The organism is Thioclava arctica, from assembly GCF_040892615.1.
Classification (GTDB): Bacteria; Pseudomonadota; Alphaproteobacteria; order Rhodobacterales; family Rhodobacteraceae; genus Thioclava; species Thioclava arctica.
Genome location: NZ_JBFRYC010000008.1, coordinates 72,963 through 85,437 on the forward strand (window position 1 = coordinate 72,963; position 12,475 = coordinate 85,437).

At 61.6% G+C, this 12,475-nt stretch carries 13 protein-coding genes; 6 read left to right on the forward strand and 7 right to left on the reverse strand.

Annotation, left to right across the window (positions count from 1 at the left end; translation table 11 throughout):
• Positions 1–255: 255 nt before the first annotated feature.
• From AB4874_RS13570 to AB4874_RS13585, 4 genes are all read left to right on the forward strand, one after another.
• Entirely contained in the window at positions 256–1,266 is a 1,011-nt protein-coding gene (locus AB4874_RS13570; protein WP_295532322.1) for a DctP family TRAP transporter solute-binding subunit, read from the forward strand.
• 125 nt (positions 1,267–1,391) lie between these two features.
• Positions 1,392–2,072: a TRAP transporter small permease gene (locus tag AB4874_RS13575; protein ID WP_368392376.1), complete on the forward strand. Its 681-nt coding sequence runs from the start codon at positions 1,392–1,394 to the stop codon at positions 2,070–2,072.
• Positions 2,073–2,076: 4 nt separating this feature from the next.
• Positions 2,077–3,465, forward strand: coding sequence for a TRAP transporter large permease (locus tag AB4874_RS13580; protein WP_368392377.1), 1,389 nt, complete (start codon positions 2,077–2,079; stop codon positions 3,463–3,465).
• A 214-nt stretch (positions 3,466–3,679) separates the two neighbouring features.
• Positions 3,680–4,285 (forward strand): DNA-3-methyladenine glycosylase I, encoded by a 606-nt coding sequence (locus tag AB4874_RS13585; RefSeq protein ID WP_368392378.1) that lies wholly within the window; start codon positions 3,680–3,682, stop codon positions 4,283–4,285.
• Here AB4874_RS13585 and AB4874_RS13590 read toward each other — a convergent pair.
• The 7 genes from AB4874_RS13590 to AB4874_RS13620 form a co-directional block, all read right to left on the reverse strand.
• A complete protein-coding gene (locus AB4874_RS13590) occupies positions 4,282–5,601 on the reverse strand; it encodes a DEAD/DEAH box helicase (protein WP_295532330.1) in 1,320 nt (439 codons plus the stop codon). The genes AB4874_RS13585 and AB4874_RS13590 overlap by 4 nt on opposite strands.
• A 372-nt stretch (positions 5,602–5,973) precedes the next feature.
• A complete protein-coding gene (gene tpiA / locus AB4874_RS13595) occupies positions 5,974–6,717 on the reverse strand; it encodes a triose-phosphate isomerase (RefSeq protein ID WP_368392379.1) in 744 nt (247 codons plus the stop codon).
• A 79-nt stretch (positions 6,718–6,796) separates the two neighbouring features.
• Positions 6,797–7,168: a HesB/IscA family protein gene (locus tag AB4874_RS13600; protein WP_368392380.1), complete on the reverse strand. Its 372-nt coding sequence runs from the start codon at positions 7,166–7,168 to the stop codon at positions 6,797–6,799.
• Between the two features lie 24 nt (positions 7,169–7,192).
• Positions 7,193–7,936 (reverse strand): DUF3307 domain-containing protein, encoded by a 744-nt coding sequence (locus AB4874_RS13605; protein ID WP_368392381.1) that lies wholly within the window; start codon positions 7,934–7,936, stop codon positions 7,193–7,195.
• Entirely contained in the window at positions 7,933–8,538 is a 606-nt protein-coding gene (locus AB4874_RS13610) for a MarR family transcriptional regulator (RefSeq protein WP_368392382.1), read from the reverse strand. The genes AB4874_RS13605 and AB4874_RS13610 overlap by 4 nt, the downstream gene beginning before the upstream one ends.
• Before the next feature lie 114 nt (positions 8,539–8,652).
• The gene (locus tag AB4874_RS13615) at positions 8,653–9,723 is read right to left on the reverse strand and encodes an alkene reductase (protein WP_368392383.1); all 1,071 of its coding nucleotides are present in this window, start codon (positions 9,721–9,723) and stop codon (positions 8,653–8,655) included.
• Positions 9,724–9,875: 152 nt separating this feature from the next.
• Positions 9,876–10,241: an SUF system Fe-S cluster assembly protein gene (locus AB4874_RS13620; RefSeq protein WP_295532342.1), complete on the reverse strand. Its 366-nt coding sequence runs from the start codon at positions 10,239–10,241 to the stop codon at positions 9,876–9,878.
• Positions 10,242–10,550: 309 nt separating this feature from the next.
• Between AB4874_RS13620 and prfA the strand changes: the two genes are divergently transcribed.
• A complete protein-coding gene (gene prfA, locus AB4874_RS13625) occupies positions 10,551–11,606 on the forward strand; it encodes a peptide chain release factor 1 (RefSeq protein WP_368392384.1) in 1,056 nt (351 codons plus the stop codon).
• On the forward strand, positions 11,603–12,460 hold the full coding sequence (prmC, locus tag AB4874_RS13630; RefSeq protein WP_368392385.1) for a peptide chain release factor N(5)-glutamine methyltransferase: 858 nt from the start codon (positions 11,603–11,605) through the stop codon (positions 12,458–12,460). The genes prfA and prmC overlap by 4 nt, the downstream gene beginning before the upstream one ends.
• The last annotated feature ends 15 nt before the right edge of the window (positions 12,461–12,475 follow it).

The following is a 12,475-nucleotide window of genomic DNA, read 5'->3' on the forward strand; positions in this document are numbered from 1 at the left end:
ATCTCATCTCCGCGCGTCCACCGGAGGGCAGTGTGCGAAGATTCGCGTCCCAAGACATTGATCTGTGCGGAATTTCGCACAAGGCTTGGTGCGGAGTTCGGAGGAGTTGCATCTAAGAGGCTGATTTTTCATCAAATTATCCCTGCGTCACATCACCTTCACGAAACTGTTGATCGCGCGCGCCAGTGGCTCTTTGCTGCGCATAAGTGCCGGAGAGGACCGGTGCGCGACAAAAAACACGTCTGGGAGGACATCATGAAGACATTCACCGCCGCCGTTTCGGCGCTCGCTTTGCTGGCTTCGGCTTCGATCGCTTCGGCCGATCCCACGAAATGCGATCCGGGCGAAATGGTCATCAAGTTCAGCCATGTCACCAACACCGACAAGCACCCCAAAGGCATCGCGGCGGCGCTGTTTGCCAAGCGGGTGAATGCGGAAATGGACGGTAAGGCCTGCGTTGAGGTCTATCCGAACTCGACGCTGTATAACGACGATCAGGTGCTTGAAGCGATGTTGCAGGGCGATGTGCAGATGGCCGCGCCGAGCCTGTCGAAATTCGAGACCTTCACCAAGAAATACCGCATCTTCGATCTGCCCTTCATGTTCAAAAACATGGCTGCCGTAGACGAGTTCCAGAACTCGGAAACCGGGCAGGAGATGAAGAACGCGATGGTCAAGCGCGGCTTGCAAGGGCTTGATTTCTGGCATTCCGGCCTCAAGCAGTTCTCGGCCAACAAGCCGCTTCTGGTGCCCGGCGATGCCAAGGGTCTGAAGTTCCGCGTGCAGCCCTCTGATGTGCTGATTGCGCAGATGAAGGCGCTCGGGGCCAGCCCGCAGCCGATGGCGTTCTCGGAAGTCTATGGCGCGCTGCAAACCGGCGTTGTGGATGGTCAGGAAAACACCTGGTCCAACATCTATGGCCAGAAGTTCTACGAAGTGCAGGACGGCACCACTGAAACCAACCACGGTCTGCTGGATTACATGGTCGTGACCTCGGTCGATTGGTGGGACAGCCTTGACCCGGCGATGCGCGACCAGCTTGCAACGATTTTGCATGGGGTCACCAAAGAACGCAACGCCGCGATCAACGATGTCGAAGCGCAATCCAAGCAGGCGATCCTCGATGCAGGTGGGGTTATTCGCGAATTGACCCCCGAGCAGCGTCAAGAATGGGTTGATGTGATGAAACCGGTCTGGGCCGAGTTCACCGACGATGTCGGTCAGGAAAACATCGACGCCGCTCAAGCGATCAACGCCAAGCATTGATCCAAGTTTATTGATCCAAGTATTCCGGGCAAACCCCAACAGATTTGCCCGGATATTCAGGCGCGCGCGACCCCACACACGCGCGCGCCTGTCGCCTTTGGGCCCACCAGAACCGGAGTGACCCCATGACCCAGCGCTATGAGCCGCGCTCTCGTTTGTCCTATGTGATCCACCATATCGAAGAGGGCGCGATTGCGCTGATCCTTGGGATGATGACGCTGATCACCTTCGTCAACGTGGTGCTGCGCTATGTGTTCAACTCCTCGCTGATCTGGGGGTTGGAGGTGACGCTGATCTTGTTTGCCTGGCTGGTGTTGCTGGGTATGTCTTATGCGGTCAAGGTCACGGCGCATCTGGGTGTAGATGCGGTGATCAATATGCTGCCGCTGCGCCCCCGCAAGGCGATGGCGCTTTTGGCGGCGGCTTTGTGTGTTTTATATGCGGTCCTGTTGCTCAAAGGGGCGTGGGATTACTGGGCCCCGTTTGCCGGGCTCAATCAGACCGGTGGGCGCTGGTTCCCGACCGGCTTTATCCAGACCCGTGATCGCGCGTTTTACATGACCGATCAGGTGCCGTTCCCGCAGTTTTTGTCCTTCCTTGAGGGCTGGGTCAATGACGGCGAAACCTATGACAAACTGCCCCGTTTCCTGCCCTATTTCATTTTGCCCTTCGGTGTCGCGCTGCTGCTGTTTCGCTTTATCCAAGCGGGTATTGGCATTATGCGCGGCTCCCGCACGGCCTTGATTGTCAGCCATGAGGCCGAGGATCAGATCGCCGATGTCGCCCATATGAACAAGGAAGACTGAGCGCATGGATATCCTATTCCTGTTCTTGATGGTGATCGGCTTCATGCTGGTGGGCGTGCCGATTGCGGTGTCGCTGGGTCTGGCCTCGACGCTGTTTTTGCTAATCTTTTCGGATGCATCGCTCGCCTCGGTGGCGCAGTCGCTATATGATGCGATGGACAATCACGCGACGCTGCTGGCGATCCCGTTTTTCATTCTCGCCTCGTCCTTTATGTCGACGGGGGGCGTGGCCAAACGCATCATCCGCTTTGCCATCGCAGTGGTCGGGCATCTGCCCGGTGGACTTGCGATTGCGGGGGTGTTTGCCTGTATGCTGTTTGCGGCGCTCTCGGGATCGTCCCCCGCGACGGTTGTCGCCATCGGCTCGATCGTGATCGCCGCGATGCGTCAGGTCGGCTATTCCAAGGATTTCGCCGCTGGCGTGATTTGTAACGCAGGCACGCTGGGCATCCTGATCCCGCCCTCGATCGTGATGGTGGTCTATGCCTCGGCCACCGATGTGTCGGTCGGTCGGATGTTCTTGGCCGGGGTCATTCCGGGCCTTCTGGCAGGCACGATGCTGATGGCCACGATCCTGTTCATCGCGATCCGGCGCAAATTGCCCAAAGGCGAGTGGCAGGGCTGGGGCGAGGTCTGGGCCAGCTTCCGCGACGCCTTCTGGGGGCTGATGCTGATCGCGATTATTATGGTCGGGCTGTACGGCATCCCAGGCATCACCGGCGGTATCTTTACCCCGACCGAGGCCGCCGCCGTGGCCGCTGTCTATGCCTGGATTGTGGCGAATTTCATCTATCGCGACATGGGGCCGCTCGATCAGGGCGACACCAAGATCAGCCTGCTCAAACGCCCGCAGGCCCTGATCGAGGTGATCTGGCACAAGGGCACGCGCGACACGCTATTTGAGGCGGGCAAGCTGACGATCACGCTGATGTTCATCATCGCCAATGCGCTGATCCTCAAGCATGTACTCACCGACGAGCAGATCCCGCAAAAGATCACCGAAGCGTTGCTGGGCGCAGGCTTGGGCAAGATCATGTTCCTCGTGATCGTGAATGTGATCCTGCTGATCGGCGGGCAGTTTATGGAACCCTCGGGCCTGATCCTGATCGTCGCTCCGCTGGTCTTCCCGATTGCGATCCAACTGGGAGTCGACCCAATCCATCTGGGCATCATCATGGTGGTCAATATGGAGATCGGGATGATTACGCCCCCGGTTGGACTCAACCTGTTCGTCACATCTGGCGTGGCGGGGATGCCGATTATGCGGGTGGTTAAGGCTTCGGCTCCCTTCCTTGCAGTGCTGTTCGTCTTCCTGATCCTGATCACCTATGTGCCGATCATTTCGACCTTCTTGCCAACGATGGCGATGGGGCCGGAAACAGTGGTGAAATAACGCTCAAACCGGGGAGGGGGGGGCGCTGCCCCCCGTCCTTCGGACTCCCCCCGGGATATTTGCAGAATTTGGAATAACGGACGGGTTTGCTCTTCCTCTTGATCTAAATATCCCGGGGGAGATTGCCGAAGGCAAACGGGGGCAGCGCCCCCTTGCGTGAGTGGCCAAGCAGGGTGCGTCTTGTTAGGATGCTCAGGCGGGAAGAGGGGGTTGTATGTCACGCATTTTTACCGGACCTGACGGGGTGAACCGCTGCTTTTGGTGCGAAGGCTGGGAGCCCTATATCGCCTATCATGACAATGAATGGGGCTATCCTGTCAGCGACGATATCCGCCTATTTGAAAAGCTGTGTCTGGAAGGGTTTCAGGCGGGGCTGAGTTGGCGCACGATCCTCGCCAAGCGCGAGAATTTCCGCGCCGCTTTCGACGGGTTCGATTTCAACACAGTGGCGCGCTACACCGAGGCGGATGTTCTGCGTCTGCTCGGGGATGCGGGCATCGTGCGCCATCGTGGCAAGATTGAAGCGGTGATCAACAACGCGGCGCGCGCGCAAGCGGTGGTGACGCGCGAAGGTTCGCTTGCCAAATGGATCTGGTCTTTCGCGCCCGGTCACCCCGAACATGCGCCCGGTGACGTGCCCGCCAAGACACCCGCCTCGGAGGCTCTGTCAAAAGCGTTGCGCAAGGATGGTTGGAAATTCGTTGGCCCGACAACCGTTTACGCCTTCATGCAGGCGATGGGGATGGTCAATGATCATATGCCGGGCTGTGGTCATCACGCGCGGGCAGAGGCTGCCCGCGCGGAATTCATTCGCCCTTAGGCGGCGGTGCGGCGCGGGCGGCGGCGTTTGGCCTGACCGGGTGCGCCGGCAGGAGCGCCGTGATTGGCCTTGGGTGCGCCGAATTTCTGGCCGCCCCCATTGCCCCCATTGCCACGACGTCCGCCGCTGGATTTGCCCGCCGATTTGCCGCGCTGGTTGCGCACCGAGGGGCGATTGACGGCGTTGGGACGCTCGCCAGAGGCGGTCGGGATCTCGATCTTCATCAGCTTTTCGATCTGAACCAGCAGGTCCACATCTTCGGGCGTGCAGAAGGACATTGCCTCACCTTCACGACCCGCACGCGCGGTGCGCCCGATGCGGTGTACATAGGCGTCGGGCACTTCGGGCAGATCGAAGTTGATCACGTAAGACACGCCGGGAATGTCGATCCCGCGCGCGGCGACATCGGTGGCCACCAGCACGTTGATCGTGCCGTCGCGGAATGCCTTGATAGCGCGATCGCGCTGGCCTTGCGATTTGTTGCCATGGATCGAGGCCGCGTTATAGCCATCGGCCACAAGCCCCTTCATCAGCTTTTCCGCGCCATGTTTGGTGCGCGAAAACACCAGCGTCAACGCTTTGAGATCAGCCGACAGAATATCGCGCAGCTTGTCGCCTTTCGCGGACTTGCCATCGAGGTAATGCACCGATTGGGTGACTTTATCGGCGGCTTTGCCGGGCGGGGTGACCTGCACGCGCTCGGGGTTGGTGAGATAGGCGCGCGAGAGTTCATCCATCTGCTTGGGCATCGTGGCCGAGAACAGCATGGTCTGGCGCGGCGTGCCCAGTTTCGGCGCGATCCGGCGCAGCGCATGGATAAAGCCCATGTCGAGCATCTGGTCGGCCTCATCAAGCACCAGATAGCGCACGGTCGACAGGTCCACCGCGCGGCGGTCCATCAAGTCGATCAGACGGCCCGGTGTTGCCACCAGAATGTCATTGCCACGATGCATCAGGCCGATTTGGCGGTTGATCGACTGGCCGCCGACGACGGTTGCGACCTTGACCTTGGAGCCATCAGTCAGCTTTTTGAGGTGATCTGCGATCTGGTTGACCAGCTCGCGGGTGGGGGCAAGGATCAGCGCCTTGACGGTTTTCGGAGCGGGCTTGCCGGGTTCGGCCAGCAATTGATCGATCAGCGGCAGGCCAAAGGCCAGCGTCTTGCCGGTGCCGGTCTGGGCCAGACCCATCACGTCACGCCCTGACAGAGCGAGCGGGATCGCGCGCTGCTGGATCGGGGTGGGATGGGTGAGGCCCGCGCGGGTGAGGGCTTCGATCAGGGTCGGCGCAAGGCCAAGAGTTGCAAAGTCGGACAAAATAATTCCTTTAGCGCGTGCCGGAATGGCGCGCGCGATGTGCTGCACGTCCCGATCTAGCGGGAGGCGGGCAACAGGGTTGGTGGCGCGCGGCGCGTTTCGCCGTTTGCCTTGAGAACCCTGCGTGATGGGGAACGGAAGTTTGGCGGTTGCTGATGCGCCTCAAGGGAGGGGCGCAGGCTTACTCACGCGGCAGCGCAGCAACCATTGAGGGTCAAATGGGGGAGTTTGAACGCAAAGTCAAGCCCCTGCGCGGTCTCGCGCAAAGTTCGGGTCCCGCGCGGTATCGCGCAAAGTTCGGTCCCGCGCGGTATCGCGCAAAACGGATGCCGCGCGGTATCGCGTGAAAACGGATACCGCGCAGGGGCCGGATCAGGCGGCGTCCAGCGCAGCGATGATCGCGCCGAAATCAGCGGCTTTCAGGGATGCGCCGCCGACAAGTGCGCCATCGACATTGGAGACGGCGAAAATCTCGGTCGCATTCGAGGGTTTGACCGAACCGCCATAAAGCAGCCGTATCCCGTCGCCCTCGGCGCCAAAGCGTTTGACCAAAGCGTTACGCATGAAATCATGAACCTCGGCGATCTGTTCCAGCGTCGGCGTGCGCCCGGTGCCGATGGCCCAGACCGGTTCGTAGGCCACGACGCAATTGGTGGCGGTGGCATGATCGGGCAGCGAGCCCTTGAGCTGGTTGCCAATGATCGTCAGCGTCTCGCCGGCATCGCGCTGCGCCTCGGTTTCGCCGACGCAGACAACAGCGATCAGACCGCCCTCGATCGCAGCTTCGGTCTTGGCGCGCACCAGCACGTCGCTTTCGTGGTGATCGGCGCGGCGCTCGGAATGGCCGACAATCGCGTGGCTTCCCCCGGCATCGGCGATCATCGCGGCGGAAATATCCCCAGTATGCGCGCCGGAACCTTTCATGTGGCAATCCTGCGCACCCACATCGAGGCTTGCCCCCGCAATCTGCGCCAGCGCAGAAATCAGCGTTGCGGGCGGGCAGAGCAGCACATCACAAAGCGGTGCGGGGTGGTTTGCCACCAGCGTTTCGACCTCGGCCAGATCCGCCTTAAGCCCGTTCATTTTCCAATTGCCAGCGGCCAGTTTGGTGCGCATGCGCTCTCTCTCCCTGAATGATTACACCGGCAGATTAGGGCAGGGCGCAGGGCAGCGCAAAGGGCAAAAACGCGCAGGCTTAGGCCTTGGCGTCTGCTGCGTCCATATCGGCGAATTTGATCGATTCACCGCAGCCGCAGGCCTCGACGACATTCGGGTTGCGGAACTTGAAGCCGCTTTCGAGCAAACCCGTTTCATAGTCAATCTCGGTGCCTAGCATGAACATCTGTGCCATCGGGGCGATCAGTACACGCGCGGGGCCATTTTCGACGACGATATCCATCGGGCCTGCTTCGGCGGCGACCTCCATCGTGTATTCCATGCCCGCGCAGCCGCCCTTTTTGACGCCGATGCGAAAGCCATCCGCGTCTTCACGCGCCATCAGCTTGGCGATTTGGGCCACAGCGGCGTCGGTCATGGTCACAGGGTCTTGTCCGGGGACGTTAAACATGGGGGCTCTCCTTGTGACTCAAATCTAGTTCGCTGGGGGTAGGATTCCAAGGGGGGCGAGGTGGCTCATCAGTGCGAGCGTCGCGTAAGAGCCCGCCAAGGCCCAGCCAAACGAGGCCAGCGTGCCAATAATGACATATTCGCTTTTCGGGTTCGCGCCGTTTTTTGACACGGCCTCAAAGCGCAGGATCGATTTCGCCGCGATCAAAAAGCCGATAGCGGCAGGCTGTCCGGCCAGCACCAGCAAGAAGATTACGCCGCGTTCAAGCTGGCCGATCAGGCGGCCGCCTTGGGGTAGCCCCTCGGGTGGGGCGCTATCGTCAAAGCGCGCCATGAGTAACCCCACGGCAAAGCCGCCCGCACGGATCGTCACGATCGCCCCTGCGATCAGCGCCAGCAGGCCGGGCAGCCAGCTTTGATCCGCCCAAAACGCGTCGGCAAACAGGCCGGGGAAGGTGGCGGCAATCGCGGCGGTGGCCAGCAGATGCGCGCCTTGATCGGTAACAAACGCCATCAGCGCGCGGCTTTTGGGGGCAAAGGTTTTGGCGATGTCGATCAGGAAGTGGCTTAGCCCGACAAGGATCAGAGCGGCCAGCAATGCGCCAGAGAGTTGCAGCAGCAGTAAGGTACTTAAGCCCAGTAAAATCGCCAGATGGGCGGCCAGTGTGGGCATGTGACGACGCGCTTTACCTGCGACCATTTCATTGCTTTGAAACGCAAAATCGGCCAGCACATGGGCGCAGATCAGGGCGGTAAAGGTCTCGATCATGCGCTGTCCTCGATCAGGGTTACCGCATCAAGGATCGCTTCATAGCCCGCGCCGTGCAAGGCTTGTGACAGCGATTGGCGGGTAATGCCGATTTCGGCGCTCGCGGCGGTTTGGGTGGGCGGATCGAGGCGCAGCATCGGTACCATCGCGCGCGCCTGTGCCTGTGTCCAACCCTGTGAGATGTGATCGAACAGCCGCAGCGCCGCCCCCAGCGCGCCGCCCCCGGCATGGGCGATGCGCGGGCCTTCTAGGGCATCCAATAGCTGCCCCGAGGCAGTGAAAACTGGCCCATGCGCGGCGTTCAGATCGGTGTCGAGGGGGAGGGTGCCTGCGCCTTGGGCAATCGCGATCCGGGTCGAAAGTTCCGGGCCAACCGCGCGCAATCGCGCCCGGATCAGCAGCGCAAGGCGCGCCTGAAATCGCGGCGTGTCCAGCGCGATTTGCCAGCCATCGCCGCGGTTGCGGGCAAAGCGCGTCGCCCCGATTTGAGGGCCCAGATCGCTGCAGGCTTGCGCCACAGCCTCAAGTGCTGCGTCCAGCGCGCGGCTTGAGAGGCGTGATGAGGCGACAAGATCGCCGGTGAGAACGCAGATCTGATCCATATGCAGGTTATAATGCCTGCACTTGATTGAATGCAAGCTATTTTGCCTGCGAATAGTAAAATGCAGGCCCTAAAGCCTGCATTTTGGTCGTCGTGACGGCATGTCTGCCCGAGATCAGCCCAACGCGGGATAATCCGTGTAGCCCTCGGCCCCGCCACCATAAAGGTGATCGCCATCCAGCGGGTTCAACTCCGCGCCCGTCTGAAAGCGCTGCGGCAGGTCGGGATTGGCGATGAATAGCCGCCCGAACGCCACCGCTGCAGCACCATCGGCCAGCGCGGCCTCGGCCATCTCGTGGCTATAGCCGTTATTGGCGATATAGGGGGCGGTGATGCGATTGCGCAGCGCCTCGATCGCACCCTCGGGCCAGTCGCGCGCACCGCCCGTTTGCCCCTCGATCAGATGCACAAAGGCCAGATCTTGCGTGTTGAGGAAATCGACCACGGCGGCGAACAGCTCGGGGGTGTCGCTGGAAATGCCGACGTTATTCGCGTTCGAATAGGGCGACAAGCGGATGCCCACACGGCCCGGCCCCCAGACGCTGATGACCGTCTCGACCACTTCGCGCAGGAACCGCGTGCGGTTCTCGATCGAGCCGCCGTAGCTGTCGGTGCGGGTGTTCGAGGTGTCGCGCAGAAACTGGTCGATGAGATAGCCGTTGGCGGCGTGAATCTCGACGCCGTCAAAGCCTGCTGCCTTGGCGCATTCGGCCGCGTTGCGATAATCCGCGACCGTCGCCGCGATCTCGTCCAGCGTCAGCGCGTGGGGAACGGTCGTTGCGACAAAGCCAGTGCCGTCAAAGGTTTTCGACTCGGCCGAGATTGCCGAGGGCGCCACCGGATCGCGCCCATCCAGCAGTTGGGGCACGGAAATGCGCCCGACATGCCAGATCTGCGCGACGATCTTGGACCCCGCGCCATGTACCGCATCCGTGACTTTGCGCCAGCCCGCGACCTGCGCGTCATTGTAGATGCCAGGCGTCCAGGCATAGCCCTGACCCATCGGCGAAATCTGCGTGCCCTCGGAGATGATCAGCCCGGCGGTGGCGCGCTGGCGGTAATACTCGACCGTCAGATCGACAGGCACCAGATCGGGCGCACGGTTGCGCGTCAACGGGGCCATGACGAAACGATTGGCGATCTCGATCTGGCCAAGCGTTGTGGGGGTAAACAGCATATCGGTCATTGCGCCTTTATCCTTGATTGGAGAGGGTTTCCTGTTCCTGAAATGGGGCGCGCGGGCAGGGCGACAAGGGCGCGCAAGGGGGGTGTGCAAAAATGCAAAGGGCGGCACGGGATCGCCCCGCACCGCCCTTCAATAAAGCGCATCACGAATGGTTACATAAAGCCCAGTTCGAGGCGCGCCTCGTCTGACATCATGTCCATGCCCCATTGCGGATCAAAGGTCATCTCGACATCGACATCGCGCAAGCCCCCGACCGAGGCCACCGCATCCTGCACCCAGCCCGGCATCTCACCGGCCACCGGACAGCCCGGCGCGGTCAGCGTCATGATCAGCTTGGCGTCGTTTTCGGGGCTGATTTCAATCGTGTAGATCAGGCCGAGGTCATAGATATTGACCGGAATTTCCGGGTCATAGACGGTGCGACAGGCATCCACCACCTGCTCATAAAGCGGATGATCGGTGCTGGAGGGCTTGATCAGCGGCGTGCCCTCAAGCGGGTTTTCGGGAGTGGCGGTCATGGGGTCTCTCTCGCGGTTCGCGGATATCTCGACTGTTTATATAGGGATTGCATGGCCCGGGTAAAGGGAGCGCGTCATGACGCAAGCGTGAGCCTAGGTCTTGCGCCAGCGCGGGTGTGGCAAGCGACGGTGCCCCAAGCGCAAGGCTTGCGGCGGTCAGACTGGCGCGCATGGTCGTATTCTCTCGCAAAACGCTCCCTGAAACCGCTTTGGCAGGGCAGGGCGCGTGCGTCACCTTGCTAGGCCCTGTTTTTTGCGCCCCGTTCGCGCCCACTTGACCAACGGGGCGCTTCACGCCAAACCGCTTGCATGTTGCCCGAAGAGAAACTTGTCCAGATCCTTGCACGCTTCGAATATCTCGAGGCGCAGCTTTCCAGTGGCGCTGATCCCGCGAAAATCGCCCAGATCAGCCGCGAATATTCCGAGCTGAAACCCGTCGTCGCCCAGATCGAGGCGTGGCAACACGCGCGCGCCGATCTGGCCGAGGCTGAGGGCTGGCTGGATGATCCCGAAATGAAGGGTCTCGCCGAGGAAGAACTGCCCCAACTCAAGGCGCGCATCCCCGAGATGGAGCAGGCTTTGCGTCTGGCGCTATTGCCCAAAGATGCCGCCGACGCGCGCCCGGCTATTTTGGAAATTCGCCCCGGAACAGGGGGCGAAGAGGCGGCGTTGTTCGCCGGTGATCTGCTGCGGATGTATCAGAAATACGCCGAGAAACATGGCTGGCGCTTTGAGCTGATGGAACTGACCCAGACCGAACTCGGCGGCGTCAAAGAGGCGGTCGCGCGCATCGAGGGCGCGGGCGTGTTCGCGCGGCTCAAGTTCGAATCCGGCGTGCACCGGGTGCAGCGGGTGCCCGAAACCGAGGCAGGCGGGCGTATCCATACCTCGGCGGCCACTGTGGCCGTGTTGCCCGAGGCCGAAGAGGTCGATATCGACATCCCCGCCAGCGATATTCGCATCGACACGATGCGCGCTTCGGGCGCAGGTGGGCAGCACGTCAACACGACGGATTCGGCGGTGCGCATCACCCATATCCCGACCGGCATCGTGGTCACGTCTTCCGAGAAATCCCAGCACCAGAACCGCGCCAATGCGATGGCCGTTCTGCGCGCGCGTCTGTTTGAGGTCGAACGTGAGCGCGCTGCCTCTGAGCGCGCAGAAAGCCGCAAATCGCAGGTCGGCTCGGGGGATCGCTCGGAACGCATCCGCACCTATAATTTCCCCCAAGGACGGCTGAGCGATCACCGCATCAACCTCACGCTCTACGCGCTGGCGCAAGTGATGGAGGGCGAGCTGGACGAGGTGATCTCGGCGCTGATCGCCGATGATCAGGCAGCCAAACTGGCGGAGATGGAGGGGTGAAGGCGCAAGAGGCGCTGGTTGGTGCCACCCGCCAGTTGACGCAGGCCGGGATCGAGGGCGCTGCGGGCGATGCGCGCCGCTTGCTTGCCCATGCTTTGGGGATCGCCCCCGATCGGCTGACCTTGGCGTTGCAAGACCCGCTATCCGAGGGCGCGCAGATGCGTCTGGACGCCGCGATTGCAGCGCGCGCCGCGCATCAGCCAGTCGCCCAGATCACTGGCAAACGGATGTTCTGGGGGCAAGAATTTCGTGTCACCCGCGATACGCTCGACCCGCGCCCGGAAACCGAAACGCTGGTGGCCACAGCGCTTGAACAGCCCTTTGTCAGCCTGCTGGATCTGGGCACGGGCACCGGTTGCATCCTGATTTCGCTGCTCAAATCCATGCCCTTCGCGCGTGGAACCGGTACGGATATCTCGCCAGCCGCGCTTGAGATCGCACGCGAGAACGCGCAGACGCTGGGCGTCGCACCTCGCGCCACGTTGATTGAATCGGACTGGTTTTCTGCCGTGCCGGGGCGCTTTGATCTGATCGTGTCGAACCCGCCCTATATCGCGCAGGACGAAATGGCGGGGCTAAGCGCCGATGTGCGCGACTGGGAGCCACTGGGCGCGCTGACGCCGGGCGGTGACGGGTTGGACGCTTATCGTGCGATCGCGCGCGGGGCCGGGGCGCGGCTGATGGCGGGCGGGCGGATCTTGCTGGAAATCGGGCCAACCCAAGGGGCCGCAGTCGGCGCGCTTCTGGCCGCGCAAGGCTTTCACGATATCGCGATACGTCAGGATTTTGACGGGCGCGATCGCGTGGTTACAGCGCTGCAACCGGGCGATACGGACAGCTGTGGCTGCGCCTGATCGCCAGATTTTCAT